Here is a 17,793-nt window from a genome sequence, read left to right as displayed (position 1 = left end):
ATAAGTTAAATCTGTCGGTTTTCCATCCCAAGTACCGCAACGATGCGACCGGCCGGCTTATGATCCTGCCATCTTAATCATGAATGTACTGTTTGCTTACTTTGGCCGCGTCATGAAGGGCTTGGAGCGGAGTATGTTTCTCGGCGAACCTAAAAGACCGTCGTCAACTTGCTTGACTGAATTGCTTTGACAGGATGACTCATTCAGATGACTTGCTGAGCTAAAAATTAGGCCGGTAGGCGATAAAAGTAGCTCGGAACCGGGTTTTCGACAGCCTCGTTAGATATTAGGGAGAAACAAAGTGCCTAGGTCAGAGACCGTTCTACAAGTGTTTGTTGCATCGCCGGGTGATGTGTCAGAAGAGCGAGAAGTGCTTGAGTCCGTCGTGACCGAACTCAATCACACTTGGTCAAAATCGCTAGGAGTACGTCTTGAGTTGCTGCGCTGGGAGACATCCACGCGTCCCGGTATTGGGAGTGAGCCTCAAGCTGTTATTAACTCGCAGATTGGAGATGAATACGACGTATTCATAGGAATTTTGTGGGGACGAATTGGTACTCCAACTGCCAAAGCTGAATCAGGCACCTTGGAAGAGTTTGAAAGGGCGCACGCTCGATGGGTAGCAGATCGTAGCTCCCTTGAAATCATGGTCTATTTCAAAGATAAGCCAATTAAGCCCTCAGAGATCGATGGAGATCAAAATAATCGTGTTCAACATTTTAAACGCTCACTGGGTGATGAAGGTGTTCTTCATCGCACATTTGAGGGAATTGAGAATTTTGAATCGTTAGTAAGAGCACATCTTAGTGCTGTGGCTCAAAATTGGAGCAGAGGACAAACATCTTCCGCACAAAGCTTGGTGTCACCGCCGGTAGTTCTGCCAACCGTCGATGCAGGCGTTTCTACCGAAGCCGAGGGTGATGAGGAATTAGGCTTTCTAGATCATCTTGATCGCTTCGGGATGTCCGTGGAGCAGATGAATGCTGGCCTTCATGCAATTGCCGACGCAACAGCTTCGATGGGAGAACAAATGAACCGCCGGACGGCGGAGATTCAAGAAATTGGTGAGGTAAGCGACCCTCAGCAAATGAAGGATGCTCGAAGGGCGGTCAAGGCTGCGGCTGAAGATATGAGCAGATATGTGGATATCTTGGATGGCCAGTTGCCTCTCCTGACGCGGTCGCGGAAGGAAGCTTTTGAAGCCATAAGTAAGGCACTGTCCCTGTACGACGATTTCGACAGTGAAGATACGTCACAAATTGATCAGCTTAGAATAGCTCTTTGTACAATGGTCAAAGCTGCTAGTGGCTCACTAGATAGTATGCGTGGGTTCAAGGCAACGGTCGGTGGTTTACCTCGTCTGACGTCGGATTTGAATCGGGCGAAACGTCGCGTTGTGAAGTCTCTTGACGAGGTTGTCGCTGAGATTGAGGCGATCATAAGTACTGCTAATAGCCTAATAGGTTCGTTGCCTTGAGCCCTGTGCGCCGAAAGCTTAACAATCGGTTGCAGTGGAAGTTTGATCCGCCACTCTTTCTTGCTGCCGCAAAAACAGCCTTCGTCACAAGCGGCGCTGAACTCAGGCGTGATAGCGAATCACACATGAAACTACTCATATTCATGATGACGCTGTTGCTATCAGGCTGTGTTGTTTATCCCATCAACAAGACTCTTCAGCCGGAGGCCGAAATTCTCGTAACCGATGTAGAAGGAAAGCCCATTCACGATGCTTGGCTGTATTTAATATCGAGCTCCTACCCTTATGGCTTTGAACAAATGAGAAGGGGGGATAAAACCAGTGATAGAGGTGAGGCGAGCTTTCCAGAAATGAAGGAGTGGCGCACTGAATCGCTGATGATTCACGGCTCAAACGTGTTTTTGTGGAATTGGTGCGTGGTAAAAGCAGGTTTTGAAACACACATGACAATGTGGAGTAGTGGTAATGACTTTCAGCCTCAATACGACGTCATTCTTACGCCAGGGGAAAGCACGCCATGTCCAGAAGAGCCAAATAAAATTGGCCGCGGGCTATAACAAGCACATGTTGCCGGGCTGATTTTAGCTGAGCTCCGGGCTGGCCGCCCATGCGGGCCATGAATACGCGGGCACGGTCGTTCAACGTTTAGATGATCTCCCTGGTATCGAATGTGAGAACATGGCGGTTGTGCATGCTTGGCCAGCACCTTATGTGCGTTTGAGGAAAAAATGAAAAAGTGGCTACTCATAGTGCTCGCTTCGCTATCGCTTGCAGCCGTGGCGGACGACGAGGCGCTTGATTGCAATAATATAAGGAACACGCTCGAGACTAATCGGTGCGCGGCTATCGAGTTAGAGGCCGCCGAGGACGTACTCACCCACTATCTGGAAACGAGCGTTGAACATAACGCGGCTGACCCTGAGCTAGTCGAAGCTATTCAGGTAGCTCAGAAGCAGTGGCACGCGTATAGCGAGGCCCATTGCGGCGCTGTCTATACGCAGTGGCGCGACGGAACCATTCGCGGCGTCATGGGCATTACGTGCCTTACCCGGTTAACGAAACAGCGAACGTACGACATCTGGCAAGACTTCCTGACCTATATGGACAGTACGCCGCCGGTGTTACCGGAACCCCCCGTCGAGTAACGTCTTGATTCGTTACATGACGGTACTGCCGTTACGCCCGATAGACACGTACCATACTTTCTTCAGTTTGATCGAATGAGGGGGTACCCAGTGAAGGCGTTGAGAATTGACTTGGTGCGCTGGAGCGTCGGGCGAACAATACCTTCGCTGCTCACCGTGTGCTTGCCTGGGCGGCCACGCAGAACCGGGAAACGCCCCCTGCAACTGGCACTATTCGGGTGGGGCCTACTTCGGTAAGGCGGAAAACCCTTCAGACCCACAGATGTTACGCGAGAAGGCCATCGAAGTAGGGCTTGATGGCGACACCGCTGAGGCCATCGCCCGGTCTGATCAGTACGCGAACGAGGTTCGAGCGGCAGAGCAGCGGTTCATGGACGCCGGGGTGAATGCGGTGCCGAGGGACATCCTCGACGGACGTTACCTGATTTCCGGCGCCCAGCCTGCCGAGGTGCTGGTCGATGCGCTGCGTCAGGTGGCGGAAGAAAACGTGAACGGCTAACGTCTCGCCTTAGAGTGGTCACCGAGCCTACTGACTTCAATTCAACTGTGAAAAATGCCCATGACGTCATCACTTCATCGCCTTTACTCTTTTCGTCGCTGCCCCTATGCCATGCGTGCCCGGCTCGGCTTATTGTTTGCTGAGTTACCGGTGGAGCTGCGCGAGATCACATTGAAGAAAAAACCGGCCCAGATGCTAGCGATTAGCCCGAAAGGCACTGTGCCTGTTTTACAGCTTTTTGATGGTACTGTGATCGAAGAGAGCCGAGAAATAATGGTGTGGGCGCTTGAGCAACAAGATGCGCAAGGGCTGTTAGATGCGAAGGTTAGGACTCAGGCCAATGCCCTGATCGAGCAAAACGATAATGAATTTAAACATTGGTTGGATCGCTATAAATACGCCGACCGACATCTCGAAATGACCCAGGCAGAGTACCGGCAACGGGGTGAAGCTTTTTTACAGGTTTTAGAGGAGAAGCTGACTCAAAAGCCTTATCTTCTGGGAGATAACGCGACCATTGCTGATATTGGCATCATGCCTTTTATCCGCCAATTCGCCCATGTAGATCGCGATGTTTTTTATAGCCTACCTTACCCGCACCTTCAGCAATGGCTACAACACTGGTTGGAACACGCGTTTTTTCTGCAGGCCATGACCAAGTTTCATCCATGGCAAGAGGGGGATGACGTGGTGGTTTTTCCATCTTGAAAAGCGCTACCTGTTAATTCCTTGTCGGCTTTCTCACGAAGGCCATTGAGGTAGGGCTTTATGGCGACGCCGCTGAGGCCATCGCCCGCTCTGATCAGTACGCGCATGACGTTCGTGCGGCAGAGCAGTGATTCATGGAAGCCGGGGTGAATGCGGTGTCGGGGATCATCCTGAACGGCCGCTACCTGATTTCCGGCGCTCAGCCCGCCGAGGGCTGGACGATCAATATGGCGCCACACACGTGGCGCCATGTGCCTTGTGGGCTTTACTCGCTCACCCCCATCTTCTCCATAAACGCCCGCGCATGCACATCCACCGCTTTAATGGCGTGAACAATCTGCTTGGGCGTTAGCTCATACGCTAGGTTATGGCTTGATTCGCCTTCCTTCAGCGCCGCTTCGGCTACACGATAAAGATCTTCTTCGCTTGCCTGATCAAGCTTCAGCGCTTTCAGGGTCACCGGTAGGCCCAGCGCCAGGTAGAGGTCCAGATACTCTTCTAATTCCGCCTGGGGCGTCTGATCGAGAACCAGTTGGGCCATCGTACCGTAGGCCACTTTCTCGCCGTGGGTCAGGCCGTGAATCTCGCCGTGCAGGGCGGTGAAACCGTTATGAATGGCGTGGGCACCTGCCAAACCGCCGCTTTCGAAGCCTAGCCCGCTGAGCAAGGTGTTGGCTTCTACCACGGCCTCGAACGAGGGCGTGACGATCTGCGCCTGGTTGGCCTGGTAGGCCAGCATGGCGTGCTCGAAGAGAATCTCTTCGCACTTCTCGCCAATGGTCGCGCCCAGTAGGGTGGCTTTGCCTCCCGCCATGTTGTTGGCGTTGGCGCGAATGGCGGCACGTGCCTCGACCCAGGTGGCCAGTGCATCGGCAATGCCGGAGGCCAGAAAACGCGGCGGCGCCTTGCAGATGATGCCGGTATCCACCAGCACCAGGTCGGGGTTCTTGCTGTAGAAGCGGTAGGACTCAAACTCGCCTTCATCGCTGTAGATGACCGATAGGGCGCTGGTGGGCGCATCGGTAGAGGCGGTCGTGGGCAGTACGGCACAGGCCGCTTCGAGCTTTTCAGCCACACCCTTGGCGGTGTCGATGGCTTTACCGCCACCAAAGCCAATAACAACGTCTGCCTGCTGCTTGCGGCCAAGCTCAACGAGGCGGTCGATTTCGCGGTTAGAGGCTTCGCCCTCAAACACTGCGCGCTCGAAACTGATACCTTCGCTTTCAAGACTAGCGCTAAGCTCCTTGCCCGCGATGTCCCAAACCACATCGTCGGCAATCAGCAGTGCCGTTTTCCCGAGTGCCGAGACATAGTGACCGGCGCGTGCGGTAACGCCTTCTCCCTGCACGTAGCGGCCGGGGCTGATGAAGACTTTCTCGTTCGTGGCTGACATGGCAGATAGTCCCTTAAAACGAATGGATTACTCAGTCATTGGTAACATATGAAATGCTAATATGCATTGCGGTAATGTGAATTTTTATCGTTATGTTGACCCTGGTCAGTTCACATAAAGCGACACAGAGCAGCTTGTAAGGTGGCATTGAGCGCGCTCGATAAAAGCATCCTCAGACGAGGAGCATGAGAAACATTGCTGCCTATCACCGGGTGTTGGTTGCTATTGAATTTATAAGCAATAGGGCAGTCACTTTTACGCATGTCCTAAGGTAGTCTTGAATGGTTAGTTAAAGAGTAAAGTCGGTACGTACTGGTTCTAATGGGCGGGTATCAAATGCATAACTCAAAGGTGATGGATAACCAGATAATTGCCGCAGTAAGAGCGTGCGGCCATTCGATTAATTCGACGAATACATTTGTTGCTGCATTGGCGCAGTTGGCTGACCTGACCTCACATTTGCCGTTGGAGAATTTTGAGTACTGGGAGGGAACTATGCGGTTTGCTTTCGCCGATGCGGTTCCTCAGGCCGATGCTCCGCCCGCCTGGCGAATATGGTCAAGGTCCAGGGCGAGGTTGACTTGGCTCGATCTCATCAGCGCAGATGGTTATAGGCGCGAGAAAACACTTCGCGCGTTATCAGGCGCGTTACCCAATGCGTTTATATTTTCGCTGGCGCTTCGCAGGCTCAATGACTGGGTGCCGCAGGTTCGCAAGGCCGCAAGAGATGCACTACCTGACATCGCGCGAGCCTCTCAGCCACAACATGTGTCTGAAGCGCTCTGCGTCGCTCTTCACCATTGGGATGCATGGGGGCGTATCGAAGAAGCCGATCAAGAGATTTTATTGAGTATTATTGGTGAAACGCGAATCGCGGAGCCACTTAAAGACATTCTGATATCGTCAACCTCGGGGCCTATGCCCTCACTGTTCGCCCAGTTGGGGCGTACTGCTATTCTCGACGAGCGAGTGGAGGAGATTGCTCATCTTGCGGTGCAGCCAGCTGTTCGAGCAAAGGCCTATCGCAGTCTGTTTGAACAACGCATTCTTTGGGTGGAGGGGTGGGTCCATGAGTGGGTTGATCTTCGTTACTGTCAATCGCACTGGGTCCGCAAAATTTCAGAACGACCGCTGAAAGTGAGTACGCCGGTGAGCGAACTATTAAGTAACGCCGCACAAGACCGCTCTTCTCTGGTCAGGCGTCTAGCGGCCGAGATCCTGATTCAGGAACTGGAGAACCCCGACGTTGCCAGCAGAGCGCTAGCCGAGCGGTTTGCTGCTGATCCATCACCTGCCGTTGCTGAGCGTGGAGCCTTTGCAATAAAAAAGCTAGAGCAGTATGACCTGGCGGCACAAGCGAAAACCCTATAAGCAGAAGGCCTTTCCAAGGATTGTGATCGCGTTATGACTGGCCTGCGACTGGCGCTATATGTACGGCCCTGATGAGAATGTCTTACAAGCTGGTGATGCTGAATGTCTAAACGAAAATCAGATGAGGGAGTACGCTGCTCTCATTGTGGTGGCAGTACGCGATATATATTGCCTATCACGCTTGGCAACATCGCCCTTATCGCACTCCAGATAAGTACATTAGTGATGGGATTTGGTGCTCTCATCTTGTATGTAACAAACGATATAGCCTATTTTGCGGGTCTGCTGCTGCTTAGCTCTGTAAGCATTGCAAGACCTCTTTATAGAACGCGACTGATCTGTAAAGAGTGCGCAGCACCCGTTTATGACGTTATCTCAATGTGGACACTTGGCTCTGGCTCATTTAAACGCATTCCTCGCTTGCGCCGGGTAAATACGCACGTTAAACAGCCTGCTCTCAAAGCTTGGCTACCTGACGCTACCTGGAAAAAATTATGTATTTCCTGTCACCAGTTCATGGCGGCCAGCTTCGAAGATAATAATGAGGCGAGGTCAGTACGCCATCTCAAGCAACTGGATGTCTTGGGAGGCGAAAAAGGAGCGCTCGAGCTTGGTTATCGATACCTCAATGGCAAGGGCGTACACAAGGACCATGCCCAGGCCTACCAGTGTTTTGAAAAAACCGCTGATCAAAACGGCAAGTGGTGTATGGAGGCGGAGTTTCAGCTTGGGTGTATGCACATGCTAGGGCAGTTCGTGCCCACCCACGATGCCAAGGCTGGTGAATACTTCGAGAAAGCGGCCCAGAAAGGCCATTCGCTTGCCCAATATAACTGGGGGCTAGCGCTCATTGATGGCTGGGCCGGCTACGAAGATCATTTGCAAGGCGTTGAATGGGTAGAAAAAGCGGCCGCAGCAGGTGTGGCCGAGGCACAGGAAACCCTGGCTCGATTGAATGAACCTAAGCACTAGGGCGGTTACATAGTCGTGCATTAGACTAATTGGATAAAACAACAGCGTCAGAGTTAGCCAAGCAGATAGTGTCAATCGAAAGGCCACAATGATTACTATTCGCCAGCAGTAGACACCGATTTCAAGTCGCTACGTCTTGTGCAGGCTCTGTTAAGACAAGCCTCAAATCATCTGGATAATTATGAACCTGCTTTTCCTAGGCACTTCTGCCGGTGTGCCCACCAAGCAAAGAAACGTCACCGGCATCGCTTTGCGCGAGAGCAAGGGTAAAGGCTGGTACCTGATCGATTGCGGGGAGGGTACTCAGCATCAGGTCTTGCGCACGAAGCTGTCGTTTAATTCACTAAAAGCCATTTTGATTACCCATGTACACGGCGACCACTGCTATGGGCTGCCGGGCATATTGGCGAGTGCGGGGATGAATGGCCGTAAAGCGCCGCTTACCATTGTGGCGCCCGCAGGCATCAAAGCATGGTTGGAGGCGACCTGTGAAACCACGCAGCTAGGCTTGCCCTTTGCGTTGGAGTTTATCGCCTCGGACGACCTGCCAAGCGTTGAGTTTGCAAACATGGCGGTTGCCACGTTCAGGCTTTCCCATCGGGTGGCATGCTACGCCTATGCGCTCACAGAAAAAAACGTCGACGCCGCCTTAGATATCGAAAAGCTAACCCAAAAAGGGATTCCGAGAGGGCCGTTGTGGGGTCAGTTGAAGCAAGGGTTTGATGTTGAGTTTGCGGGCGAGCAGTTAAAAAGCGCTGACTACTTAATCTTCAAGAACAAGCCCAGGAAAGTAGTGATCGCGGGAGACAATGACCGGCCTGAGTTGTTGATTGACGCATGCGCGGGTGCTCAAGTGCTGGTGCATGAAGCCACCTATACCCAAGAGATGGCACAGAAGGCCGGTGATGTGGGGCATAGCTACGCCAGGCTTGTTGCTGATTTTGCCGAATCGGTCGCGCTGCCTAACCTGGTGCTGACGCACTTTAGCCCCCGTTACCAATTCAACCTCCAGGCGTCGCCTTCTATTGAGGATATCCGCAAAGAAGCCCAGAGCGCCTATTCGGGCTCGCTTTACCTGGCGCGGGACTTTCTCGAATTTACCCTGGATAAATCGGGCCACTTTTCGGAAGTGGCGGGCGAATAGTCTTTTTATGTTTCAACCATTCTTGCAGGCAGGCGGTTACCCATAAACGGGTAGCCGCTTCTTGTGATTGCCGGGCCGGTCAGTCGCGGCAGTAGCCTTCACCGGATTGCACTACCAGGCAGTCTTCCTTCTCCGCCAGCCATTTTAAGCCTGTGGCTTCGCCGTCACCCGCGCGAAGTAACTGTTGTCCGTCATCGCGGCTGAAGCTTATGCCTTCGTCTGTGGCTTGCCCTTCGAATGTGCCGCTTTGGTCGGCGTCCAGGCCGTACTGCATTTCAAGCAGATAATGGCCGGGGCCTGCGGAATCGTCCTGGCTGACGTCCAGGACTAACCCTTCCACGCCGACCCAGCGGCCTACCCATTGATCGGTCACCTCATGAGGGGGCGGGCTTTGCTCGGCTACCGTATCTGCATCCGCATCCGCTGTGTTTGAGGCGGTGGTATTGGTGTCTTGGTTACACCCGCTGATCAGCATCGTGGTGCATAGGGTTAACGATAAGGATAACAATAGGGCTAACGCTGTTTTCGTCATGGCTAGTGTCACCGGCGGTGGGAAAAGTTGAAGGGAAATCAGTCTTGATCAAGCGTTTGAGGCGTTTTCTGTCATAAATAGGACAAGCGAATAAGGCGCAAGTTTTGCTGATTACTTTAAGGTGCGGTTATCCGGTCTTTTTTCGAGCCCGGTGCGCGGCCGCCTTCATTCTGTTTCCGCAAGACGCCATGCTGCACCAGCGGCGCCGGTGAGATTTTGTTTGGTCGTGGAACAGGAGAATGCAATCCGAGGCTTCGCACTCTTTAACGAGTTGCACATCTTCTTCGGTAAGCAGCTTAACTAACGCCCACGCGACAGGCTGCAACAGGCTCTCGCTTTCTAGGTTGCGCCGATAGGTTTTTTTCTGAAATGCCGCTTCCGCTGGCTGCCATTCAATTTTTTCCAGGGGGCAGCCCCGTTCCAGCACGTGATTTATCACTGCGGGATCCGCACCCCTTCCTTGCTGGGCCGAGATAAGCAGCTCTCGCATGTTGTCACGCAATTCACGTGCAAGGCGGACTAGCCCAGACGGTGGGCTTTCACGGTATTCCGGCAGCACGCCCGCCTGTTGAAGCCACGCGATGACACTGCTGCTGTCGGTCAGACACTCCTGATGCTCTTCCCCTACGCCAAACTGCGTATTGATGAAATCGATGGCGAGATTGCCTGCGATTAACGGAGGGGGAATGTGTGATGGCATATTTAGGTAACCTTTAAAATTTAATTTGACAGGTTACTATTATTTTAACTAACCTTCAAAATTAATTATTAAAGGTTACTAAAGAGTTATCCATGACAACGCAAAACAAAACGGCCTCTGCCGATATTCAGGAAGCAATGAGCGCCAATGCCGGGCAGGGCGCTGGCTCGACAACTCAGCAGGTTCATTATCGTTTCGAGAAAGTGGGCGATGTCGATGTCTTTTATCGCGAAGCGGGGGATCCGGCAGCGCCGACGGTATTGCTGCTCCATGGGTTTGCTGCCTCATCGTATATGTGGCGCGATGTGATTGCGGCGCTTGCCGATGAATATCACGTCGTGGCACCGGATTTGCCAGCGTTCGGCTTTACTCGATCACCGCCGCGCGGCCAGTATGAATACACCTTTGCCAACCTGACGAAGACGATTGATCAATTTACTGATCAGTTGAAGCTCGATCGCTACGCCATTGCCGTTCACGACTATGGTGCGCCTGTTGGCTGGCGTTTGGCGGTGGCTCATCCGGCAAAAATAACGGCCATCATTTCGCAAAACGGCAATGCTTATGAGGAGGGGCTTTCAACCGGGTGGGAGCCGATCAAAACGTATTGGGAAAATCCTTCAAAGGCGAACCGTGATGCCCTTAACGACTTTCCGACGCCGGCGTCCATCAAATGGCAGTACCTGGAAGGGGTCAGCGATACCAGTGCTGTAGCACCAGATGCCTATACGTTGGAAGGCGCGCAGATCTCTCAACCGGGGATGGCCGATATTCAGCTCGACCTGTTGCTGGACTACGCAACCAACGTTGAGAAGTATCCCGAATTTCAGGCCTATTTTCGTGAGCATCAACCGCCGTTACTCGCCGTGTGGGGCAAGCACGATCCGTTCTTTCTTCCGCCGGGAGCTGAAGCCTGGAAGCGGGATATTCCTGAGGCAGATATTCGCTTTTACGACACGGGGCACTTTGCATTGGAAACCCATGGCGATGTGATGATCCCGGTGATACATGAGTTCTTGAATGAACGTATCAAGGGGTAACTAGAGGTTTTAACAAAGCCAAGCTCAGCGGCTTGGCTTATTCGCGGCTAAAACATCTGGCTGTATCAGCTACTAGTAGCGCATCTTGAACGGATTCAGCCCATTGGCTTGCTGCATCATCATGCGCTTGGCAAACGGAAAGCGCTCGGCCAGGTGCAGGCTTAAATCGCCCAGCTGGCGCAGCGGTTTGGCGCCGGTGAACAGATGATGGAAGCTGTCGGTCGCGGCGATCATCGCCTGGTTGGCCGCTCGGCGCTGGCACTCGAAGCGGAGCAGGTTGAGGTAGTCACCTGGGTCGCGACCCTTAATGATGATTTCCGCCAAGGTGTCGGCGTCGTGTAGGCCGATGTTTAGGCCTTGGCCGGCCAGCGGGTGCACCACGTGCGCAGCGTCGCCCATCAGCGCAAGCCGCTTACCGATGTAGCGCCGGGCGTGCTGGCGCTTGATGGGAAAGCTTGCGTGGGCAACGACCCGGATAAGGTTGCCCAGGCGTTTTGGAAAAGCCGCCTCAATCGCTGCTTTGAGCGCCTCATCGTCGAGCTGTTCTCGGGCCTGGGTGTTGTGGGTTGTGTCGTACCACACCAGTGATGCCCTATGGCCGGGCAGCGGCAGCATGGCAATCGGGCCAGTGGGCGTAAACACCTGCCAGCTCACATCCTGCTGGGGAAGCTCGGTTTCCACGTTGATAATCATGGCCCGCTGATGATAATCGTGCTGGGTAACGTCGATATCGGCCAGCTTGCGCAGGGTCGAGTGGGCACCGTCTGCGCCGACTACAAGCCGCGCACTCAATAGTTTGCCGTTTTCGAGCTCGACGCTGCGTGTCTCTCCAGATGACAGTGTATTAACCGGGGCGCTGTGGGTATAGCAGGTAACGCTGGGGAGTTCTTTCAGGCGCTCCCACAGCGCGTATTGCAGCGTACGGTTTTCGATAAACAGGCCGAAGTCGTCCATATCGCTATCGGCGGCGGAAAACACGCTATGGCCGGTGCCGTCCTGATTGGAGACATCGATGTGCCGAAACGGGCAGCAGCGATCCTCAGGCAGTTCGGTGCCGCTGAGCTTGATAAATGCAAGCGAGCGCGCATTCAGTGATGAGATACGCAGGTCATAGTCACCGCTGGGCGCTTTAGGCGCGTCGCCACGCTCGATCAGCCCGATGGAGTAGCCCGCATTACCCAGCCGGGCAGCTAGCGCAGCACCTACCATGCCGCCGCCAACAATAATAATATCGTGATCCCTCTGCATGAGGCGCTCCTTGAATGCTGGTTGGGCACCGCTTTCGTGCATGGCATTAGCCGTTGCATGTGCCCTGAATGTCCTACAGTATCGTCGAGATAGTAGAAACTTGCCTAGAGTGAACCATTGACGCAGGCCGTGGAAATGCAAAAAAGTGTGGCCCAACTGGGTGATGAACTGGCCCGTTTTATCGAGCAGCACCCAAAACTGTGGGTCATTACCGGTGCAGGTGTGAGTACCGACAGCGGCATTCCCGATTACCGTGATGCCAACGGCCAGTGGAAACGGCCACCGCCTGTTCAGCACGGTGATTTTATGGCATCGCCCAGCGTACGTCAGCGCTACTGGGCGCGCGCGCTGGTCGGGTTTAAAGCCCTACGCGAAGCCCAGGTAAGTGGTGCCCACCAAGCGCTGGCGGCGCTTGAAGCGATGGGGTTTATCGAGCTGCTAGTGACGCAGAACGTGGACCGTCTTCATCAGCGTGCAGGCTCACGCCGGGTGGTTGATCTGCATGGCCGGGCGGATCTTGTGAAATGCATGAGCTGTCATTACCAGATGATGCGCCACGCCATGCATAGCGAAATGGCGCGCATGAACCCGGCTTTTGCCGCCCTTGATGCCACGCATGCCCCAGACGGCGATGCGGATCTTGAGACCGATTTCAGTTCGTTTCAGGTATTGGATTGCCCGCGCTGCGGCGGCATTCTCAAGCCTGACGTGGTCTATTACGGCGATGTCGTACCGCCAGAGCGTCGGCTGGCGGCCGAGGCGGGCCTGAAAAATGCCCAGGCAGTGCTTGCGGTAGGCACTTCGTTAATGGTGTTTTCAGGCTACCGTTTCTGTCGTGAAGCGCATGCCATGGGCTTGCCGATTGCCTCGCTGTCGCTGGGCGTCACCCGGGCGGACGCGCTGCTTACCCATCAATGGCGTGCGCCATTAACGCCCGTACTTACCCATGCGGTCGAGCAGCTAGCCTCTACTCAACGTGCTTTGGATACCCAAGGGTTGCCCTCAAGCCAAAACCGCCAGGGCGCATCGCGGTCATGCGGTTCGGCATAGTCGATACCCACGCGTGGGCCGCTGGCAATTGGAATGTCGTGGCTGCCTGCACAGATCCAGAGCCGCTCGGCGCAAGTTAAATCGTGCCCGTAGAGCGCTTTATCCACATCGAGTGCTCGCGTTAGCTTGCCCGGCCCATTACTCAACTGTTTGCCTGGGGTGAGGCGCCGTTCACGCATGGCCTGCTCGTTTAATACCGGCTCAACGGCGCGGACCAGCACAGCGCACGGCGAGCCTTCGGGCTCTGTGACGATATTGAATAGCCAGTGCATGCCGTACACCAAATAGATATACGCGTGGCCGGGCGCGCCAAACATGGCGGCGGTTCTTGTCGTCAATCCACGGTGTGCGTGACATGCCGAGTCGTGTGCGCCGCAGTACGCTTCGGTTTCAACAATCCGTGCGCCCATCAAGGCGCCGTCCACCTCACGTACCAGCCAGCAGCCGAGTAAATCATTGGCCACTGCCACGGTGTCGCGCTGATAAAAATCACGCGTAAGAGGAAGCAGGGAAGATTCAGGTAGTGATGACATTATCTCGCCGTCTACTTGAGGGAGCTGCTAGGGTATTAGGAGATCACACTCAATGAAAGTGGAGGCGAACATGCTGCCCTTTGAACACCATTACGCAACGCTACCCGCGCCACTTTGGATCGCCTGCGAGCCGACTCCCGTGGCTGAGCCTTCCCTTATCGCGTTTAACCGCCCGCTTGCAAAAGAGCTGGGGGCTAGCGACGTGCCTGATGATGCCACCCTGGCCCAGTGGCTGAGCGGCAATACACCCATGCCCGGCGCCGAACCCAAAGCGCTGGGGTACGCAGGCCATCAGTTTGGCAACTTCGTGCCGCAGCTGGGTGATGGCCGTGCGCTGTTGCTTGGTGAGGTGATTGATCAGCAGGGCAAGCGCCGGGATATCCAGCTTAAAGGCAGCGGGCGAACGCCTTTCTCGCGCGGCGGTGACGGCCGATCTCCGCTAGGCCCTGTGCTGCGTGAATACCTGGTCAGCGAGTTTATGGCCGCCGTGGGCATTCCGACGACCCGCGCTTTGGCGGCGGTTGCCAGCGGCGAGCGAGTCGTGCGCCAGATGTCCGAGCCCGGCGCCGTATTTACCCGGGTTGCGAGTAGCCATGTGCGCGTGGGGACGTTTCAGTTTGCCGCCGCGCGCCAGGATGAGGTAGCGCTAAAAGCACTGGCGGACCATGTGATTGCGCGCCACTACCCAGAGGCCGCCAATGCGGAAGATCCTTATCTGGCGCTGCTTGAAGCGGTGGTGGCCCGCCAGGCCGTGCTGATTGCGCGCTGGATGAGCGTGGGTTTTATTCACGGCGTCATGAATACGGATAACTGCAGCATCGCGGGTGAAACCATCGACTACGGCCCGTGTGCGTTTATGGAGCAGTTTGACCCGCAGAAAGTGTATAGCTCCATCGATCAGGGGCGCCGCTATGCGTTTGCCAACCAGCCGGCAATTGCCCAATGGAATCTGGCCCGCTTTGCCGAAACCCTGCTGCCGTTGATGCGTGAAGAGGGCGACGCTTTGGTAGAACAGGCGACCGATGCCATCCGCCACTTTGAACCTCTGTTTAGCGCCGAACAGCGCCGTTTGCGTGCCGATAAGCTGGGCCTTGCGATGGAAAGCGCCCAAGCCGATGCCTTAATGGAAGCCCTGCAAAGCCATATGTATCAGGGCCGTATGGATATGACAGCGACGTTTGATGCGTTAACCCACTGCGCGGCCTCGCCAAGTGACGCAAGCCGCGAAGCATTGCTGGCGCTGACGAGCCAGCCCGAGGTCTTGGCCGAGTGGTTGGATACATGGCAGACAGAAGCGGTGGCTGCAACAGATACCGCAAGGCTTGATGCCATGCGCCGGGCAAACCCAATCATTATTCCGCGCAACCACCGCGTACAGGAAGTGATTGATGCCGCTTACAAGGGCGATTTCGCGCCGTTCCATGCTCTGCTTTCGGTGGTAACGAAGCCTTACGACGAATCAACCGAAGCTCGCCGTCTGGCGGCGCCAGCAAGTGACAACGAGCAGGTATTGCGCACTTTTTGCGGCACCTGAGTGAGCGCCACCTTAATGAGCGGCATCTGAAAGAATAAGTAACTCCTGTGATAAACTGTGGTTTTTTACAGGTGAGAAGGGTGGCCAGTGCGCAAAATTATCCACTGCGACTGTGACTGCTTTTATGCGGCGGTTGAAATGCGCGATAACCCTGCGCTCAAGGACATCCCTATCGCCATTGGCGGTAGCGTCGAGCAGCGCGGGGTGGTCGCCACCTGCAATTATCCCGCCCGCGAATACGGCATTCACTCCGCCATGCCCATGGCCCAGGCGCTTAAGCGCTGCCCGCATCTAACCCTTATTCGTGGCGATATGGCCAAGTACAAGGTCGTGGCGCGTCAGGTGTTTGCGATTTATCGCGAGATCACCGATTTAATCGAGCCGCTGTCGCTGGATGAAGCCTTTCTAGATGTGTCGGACGTGACTCTGCATCAGGGGAGCGCTACGCGCATGGCTCAGGCGATTCGCGAACGCGTCAGCCAGGAAGTGGGCATTACGGTGTCGGCAGGCGTTGCCCCCAACAAGTTTCTGGCCAAAATCGCCAGCGACTGGAACAAGCCCGATGGCCTGTGTGTGATTACCCCCGACGAAGTAGAGCGCTTTGTACAGGCGCTTCCGGTCAAAAAGATTCATGGCGTTGGCCCGCGCACGGCCGAAAAAATGGCCCGGCTGGATATTCATACCTGCGCCGATTTGCGCATCCGCCCGCTGACCGAGCTGGTGGAGCACTTTGGCCGCTTTGGAAAACGCCTGCATGAGCTAAGTTTTGGCTACGACGAACGGCCGGTAAAAACCCACCGTGAGCGTAAATCGGTAAGTACCGAACAGACCTACGCCAAGGACTTGCCGTCGCTTGCTGCCTGCCGCCAGGAGCTCCCTCTGCTTTTAGAGGATCTGGAACGTCGCTATGCGCGCCTTGACCCACCGCCTGGGGTCAGAGGGTTAATGGTTAAAGTGAAGTTTAACGATTTTACCCAAACCACCGTAGAACACGCAGACCCGGCACCCAACCTTGAGCAGTTCGAAACGCTGCTGAACGTCGGCTGGGCACGCGGCGAGCGCCCGGTGCGGTTGCTGGGTGTCGGCTACCGCTTGGCTGAGGCCGCACCTGCTGAACAGCTTTCGCTGTTTTGATGTGCAATTCGTTAGCCTGTTAAACCTTATGTCGATTGACGGCTTTTCAAGGGCGCGTTAAAACAGACGTATGATAGATAAAGTGCTACCGGCATTCGCAAGGGCCGGTTCAAAGACCAAAAGCGAAGGTTAAAAAGCCAAGCTCAAAGAACACAGGCCCAAGAGCTGCACTATGACAACAACGACCGCTTCACACCCTCAGTTGGTATTTGCCCATGCCAATGGGTTTCCAGGCCTGAGCTATAAAAGCCTGCTGGCGCCCCTGGCGGATACCTTTGAGGTGTACCCCCTTGATCGGCTGGGCCATCATCCGGACTACCCGGTAAACCACAACTGGGCCAATCTGGTGGATGAGCTATTAAGTTACCTGCCGAAGACCGAGGCGCCGCTTTTGGGCGTGGGCCACTCGCTGGGCGGCACGCTGATGGCTATGGCCGCCGACAAACAGCCTGAGCGTTTTTGCGGGGTGATCATGCTTGACCCGCCGCTTATGCTGGGGCCAGACGCCTGGGCCATGAAGGCCGCCAAGCGCTTTGGTTTTATTGACCGCATAACGCCTGCAGGTAAAACGCAGGGGCGGCGCAGCGTATGGCCAAGCCGTGAGATCATGGCCAAATCGCTAAGTCAGCGCGGGCTTTTTCGCCGCTTTACCCCCGCCGCGCTTAACGACTACATTGAAGCAGGTACCCGGCTTTTAGAGGATGGCAGCGCCGAGTTGACCTTCGACCCACGTGTTGAGGTGGAGATTTTCCGCCATTTGCCAGATCACCTATCTCGGCTGCCAAGCCGGGTAGGCGTGCCGCTTGAGCTGGTGGCGGGGCAGGAGTCGCATCTGATGACCGCTTCGCGCATCAAGCGTTTAAGGCGCAAGGGCCTGAAGGTCGAGGAGGTGCCTGGTACGCATATGTTCCCCATGGAGCATCCGGATGAAACCCGCGCCGCCATTCTGGCCGCCTGGCAGCGCTTGTCGAGCGTATCCGGCAGGCCATCACACACAGCGTAAGGAGGCGTTATGTATCTTTCCGTGCAGCTTAGCTACTACCCACTGGCCCACGATTTCAAGCCATTGGTGAAGGATGTGGTAAAGCGCTTCGAGGCGTCAGGCCTGGAGGTTTATCCCAACCGAATGAGTACCCAGATATTTGGCGAATTCGATGCCGTGATGAATGCGCTGAGCGAGGTAATGAAGTGGTCCTTTGAGACTTACGGTAAAGCGGTATTTACGGCGAACTTTCTTGAGGGAGACCGTCGACCGCGCTAGCACAGCCAGAGGATGATCGTTTTATCTAAAGCGCCGCTCCAATAGCGGCGCT

General features: G+C 54.9%; 19 protein-coding genes and 1 pseudogene. 14 read left to right on the top strand and 6 right to left on the bottom strand.

Going from position 1 to position 17,793, the window contains the following annotated elements:
- Positions 1-301 precede the first annotated feature (301 nt).
- The 5 genes and pseudogenes from ACT3XD_RS17995 (at position 302) to ACT3XD_RS17975 (ending at position 3,829) form a co-directional block, all read left to right on the top strand.
- Entirely contained in the window at positions 302-1,477 is a 1,176-nt protein-coding gene (locus tag ACT3XD_RS17995; protein ID WP_192539602.1) for a DUF4062 domain-containing protein, read from the top strand.
- Positions 1,474-2,034, top strand: a complete 561-nt coding sequence (locus ACT3XD_RS17990) for a hypothetical protein (RefSeq protein ID WP_192539601.1) — start codon at positions 1,474-1,476, stop codon at positions 2,032-2,034. Before ACT3XD_RS17995 ends, ACT3XD_RS17990 begins: the two co-directional genes overlap by 4 nt.
- 171 nt (positions 2,035-2,205) lie before the next feature.
- The gene (locus ACT3XD_RS17985; protein ID WP_192539600.1) at positions 2,206-2,622 is read left to right on the top strand and encodes a lysozyme inhibitor LprI family protein; all 417 of its coding nucleotides are present in this window, start codon (positions 2,206-2,208) and stop codon (positions 2,620-2,622) included.
- A 113-nt stretch (positions 2,623-2,735) separates the two neighbouring features.
- Positions 2,736-3,121, top strand: a pseudogene (locus ACT3XD_RS17980) (DsbA family oxidoreductase); the annotation flags it as partial.
- A gap of 60 nt (positions 3,122-3,181) precedes the next feature.
- Positions 3,182-3,829 (top strand): glutathione S-transferase, encoded by a 648-nt coding sequence (locus tag ACT3XD_RS17975; RefSeq protein ID WP_192539599.1) that lies wholly within the window; start codon positions 3,182-3,184, stop codon positions 3,827-3,829.
- Here the strand turns inward: ACT3XD_RS17975 and ACT3XD_RS17970 are convergent.
- Positions 3,784-4,068: a hypothetical protein gene (locus tag ACT3XD_RS17970; RefSeq protein ID WP_444280625.1), complete on the bottom strand. Its 285-nt coding sequence runs from the start codon at positions 4,066-4,068 to the stop codon at positions 3,784-3,786. The genes ACT3XD_RS17975 and ACT3XD_RS17970 overlap by 46 nt on opposite strands.
- Before the next feature lie 26 nt (positions 4,069-4,094).
- Positions 4,095-5,222: a glycerol dehydrogenase gene (locus ACT3XD_RS17965; RefSeq protein WP_192539598.1), complete on the bottom strand. Its 1,128-nt coding sequence runs from the start codon at positions 5,220-5,222 to the stop codon at positions 4,095-4,097.
- A 336-nt stretch (positions 5,223-5,558) separates the two neighbouring features.
- On the opposite strand from ACT3XD_RS17965, the gene ACT3XD_RS17960 reads away from it, so the two are divergent.
- The 3 genes from ACT3XD_RS17960 (at position 5,559) to ACT3XD_RS17950 (ending at position 8,709) form a co-directional block, all read left to right on the top strand.
- The gene (locus ACT3XD_RS17960; RefSeq protein WP_192539597.1) at positions 5,559-6,593 is read left to right on the top strand and encodes a hypothetical protein; all 1,035 of its coding nucleotides are present in this window, start codon (positions 5,559-5,561) and stop codon (positions 6,591-6,593) included.
- 378 nt (positions 6,594-6,971) lie between these two features.
- Positions 6,972-7,565 (top strand): tetratricopeptide repeat protein, encoded by a 594-nt coding sequence (locus ACT3XD_RS17955; RefSeq protein ID WP_192539596.1) that lies wholly within the window; start codon positions 6,972-6,974, stop codon positions 7,563-7,565.
- 181 nt (positions 7,566-7,746) lie between these two features.
- The gene (locus ACT3XD_RS17950) at positions 7,747-8,709 is read left to right on the top strand and encodes a ribonuclease Z (RefSeq protein ID WP_192539595.1); all 963 of its coding nucleotides are present in this window, start codon (positions 7,747-7,749) and stop codon (positions 8,707-8,709) included.
- 79 nt (positions 8,710-8,788) lie between these two features.
- On the opposite strand, the gene ACT3XD_RS17945 is transcribed toward ACT3XD_RS17950, so the two are convergent.
- Both ACT3XD_RS17945 and ACT3XD_RS17940 read right to left on the bottom strand, forming a co-directional pair.
- A complete protein-coding gene (locus ACT3XD_RS17945; protein ID WP_192539594.1) occupies positions 8,789-9,241 on the bottom strand; it encodes a hypothetical protein in 453 nt (150 codons plus the stop codon).
- A gap of 127 nt (positions 9,242-9,368) precedes the next feature.
- The gene (locus ACT3XD_RS17940; RefSeq protein ID WP_192539593.1) at positions 9,369-9,941 is read right to left on the bottom strand and encodes a CGNR zinc finger domain-containing protein; all 573 of its coding nucleotides are present in this window, start codon (positions 9,939-9,941) and stop codon (positions 9,369-9,371) included.
- 92 nt (positions 9,942-10,033) lie between these two features.
- On the opposite strand from ACT3XD_RS17940, the gene ACT3XD_RS17935 reads away from it, so the two are divergent.
- Positions 10,034-10,981, top strand: a complete 948-nt coding sequence (locus ACT3XD_RS17935) for an alpha/beta fold hydrolase (protein ID WP_192539592.1) — start codon at positions 10,034-10,036, stop codon at positions 10,979-10,981.
- A gap of 72 nt (positions 10,982-11,053) precedes the next feature.
- On the opposite strand, the gene ACT3XD_RS17930 is transcribed toward ACT3XD_RS17935, so the two are convergent.
- Positions 11,054-12,229, bottom strand: a complete 1,176-nt coding sequence (locus ACT3XD_RS17930) for a UbiH/UbiF/VisC/COQ6 family ubiquinone biosynthesis hydroxylase (RefSeq protein WP_192539591.1) — start codon at positions 12,227-12,229, stop codon at positions 11,054-11,056.
- Between the two features lie 135 nt (positions 12,230-12,364).
- On the opposite strand from ACT3XD_RS17930, the gene ACT3XD_RS17925 reads away from it, so the two are divergent.
- Positions 12,365-13,279: an NAD-dependent protein deacetylase gene (locus ACT3XD_RS17925; RefSeq protein WP_192539590.1), complete on the top strand. Its 915-nt coding sequence runs from the start codon at positions 12,365-12,367 to the stop codon at positions 13,277-13,279.
- On the opposite strand, the gene ACT3XD_RS17920 is transcribed toward ACT3XD_RS17925, so the two are convergent.
- Entirely contained in the window at positions 13,201-13,812 is a 612-nt protein-coding gene (locus tag ACT3XD_RS17920; protein WP_192539589.1) for a DNA-3-methyladenine glycosylase, read from the bottom strand. The genes ACT3XD_RS17925 and ACT3XD_RS17920 overlap by 79 nt on opposite strands.
- Positions 13,813-13,864: 52 nt before the next feature.
- On the opposite strand from ACT3XD_RS17920, the gene ACT3XD_RS17915 reads away from it, so the two are divergent.
- The 4 genes from ACT3XD_RS17915 (at position 13,865) to ACT3XD_RS17900 (ending at position 17,741) form a co-directional block, all read left to right on the top strand.
- Positions 13,865-15,346 (top strand): protein adenylyltransferase SelO, encoded by a 1,482-nt coding sequence (locus tag ACT3XD_RS17915; RefSeq protein ID WP_225736324.1) that lies wholly within the window; start codon positions 13,865-13,867, stop codon positions 15,344-15,346.
- An 87-nt stretch (positions 15,347-15,433) separates the two neighbouring features.
- Entirely contained in the window at positions 15,434-16,480 is a 1,047-nt protein-coding gene (dinB, locus tag ACT3XD_RS17910) for a DNA polymerase IV (RefSeq protein WP_192539588.1), read from the top strand.
- Positions 16,481-16,652: 172 nt separating this feature from the next.
- Positions 16,653-17,483 carry an alpha/beta fold hydrolase gene (locus ACT3XD_RS17905; protein ID WP_192539587.1) on the top strand — a complete coding sequence of 277 codons (831 nt, stop codon included), beginning with the start codon at positions 16,653-16,655 and terminating at the stop codon, positions 17,481-17,483.
- Between the two features lie 9 nt (positions 17,484-17,492).
- A complete protein-coding gene (locus tag ACT3XD_RS17900) occupies positions 17,493-17,741 on the top strand; it encodes a YkoF family thiamine/hydroxymethylpyrimidine-binding protein (RefSeq protein ID WP_192539586.1) in 249 nt (82 codons plus the stop codon).
- Positions 17,742-17,793 lie beyond the last annotated feature (52 nt).

It is taken from the genome of Halomonas sp. AOP7-B1-5 (assembly GCF_052353045.1).
In the GTDB taxonomy this organism is placed as follows: domain Bacteria; phylum Pseudomonadota; class Gammaproteobacteria; order Pseudomonadales; family Halomonadaceae; genus Vreelandella; species Vreelandella colorata.
The sequence above is the reverse complement of the archived record's forward strand: the minus strand, read 5'-3'. Positions and strand labels throughout refer to the sequence as shown.

Coding starts and splice junctions, on each gene's coding strand:
- ACT3XD_RS17925 (WP_192539590.1), top strand. CDS start 12,365: ATGCAAAAAAGTGTGGCCCAACTGGGTGATGAACTGGCCCGTTTTATC.
- ACT3XD_RS17935 (WP_192539592.1), top strand. CDS start 10,034: ATGACAACGCAAAACAAAACGGCCTCTGCCGATATTCAGGAAGCAATG.
- ACT3XD_RS17975 (WP_192539599.1), top strand. CDS start 3,182: ATGACGTCATCACTTCATCGCCTTTACTCTTTTCGTCGCTGCCCCTAT.
- ACT3XD_RS17905 (WP_192539587.1), top strand. CDS start 16,653: ATGACAACAACGACCGCTTCACACCCTCAGTTGGTATTTGCCCATGCC.
- ACT3XD_RS17960 (WP_192539597.1), top strand. CDS start 5,559: ATGCATAACTCAAAGGTGATGGATAACCAGATAATTGCCGCAGTAAGA.
- ACT3XD_RS17920 (WP_192539589.1), bottom strand. CDS start 13,812: ATGTCATCACTACCTGAATCTTCCCTGCTTCCTCTTACGCGTGATTTT.
- ACT3XD_RS17915 (WP_225736324.1), top strand. CDS start 13,865: ATGAAAGTGGAGGCGAACATGCTGCCCTTTGAACACCATTACGCAACG.
- ACT3XD_RS17955 (WP_192539596.1), top strand. CDS start 6,972: ATGTGGACACTTGGCTCTGGCTCATTTAAACGCATTCCTCGCTTGCGC.
- ACT3XD_RS17940 (WP_192539593.1), bottom strand. CDS start 9,941: ATGCCATCACACATTCCCCCTCCGTTAATCGCAGGCAATCTCGCCATC.
- ACT3XD_RS17930 (WP_192539591.1), bottom strand. CDS start 12,229: ATGCAGAGGGATCACGATATTATTATTGTTGGCGGCGGCATGGTAGGT.
- ACT3XD_RS17945 (WP_192539594.1), bottom strand. CDS start 9,241: ATGACGAAAACAGCGTTAGCCCTATTGTTATCCTTATCGTTAACCCTA.
- ACT3XD_RS17900 (WP_192539586.1), top strand. CDS start 17,493: ATGTATCTTTCCGTGCAGCTTAGCTACTACCCACTGGCCCACGATTTC.
- ACT3XD_RS17985 (WP_192539600.1), top strand. CDS start 2,206: ATGAAAAAGTGGCTACTCATAGTGCTCGCTTCGCTATCGCTTGCAGCC.
- ACT3XD_RS17965 (WP_192539598.1), bottom strand. CDS start 5,222: ATGTCAGCCACGAACGAGAAAGTCTTCATCAGCCCCGGCCGCTACGTG.
- ACT3XD_RS17950 (WP_192539595.1), top strand. CDS start 7,747: ATGAACCTGCTTTTCCTAGGCACTTCTGCCGGTGTGCCCACCAAGCAA.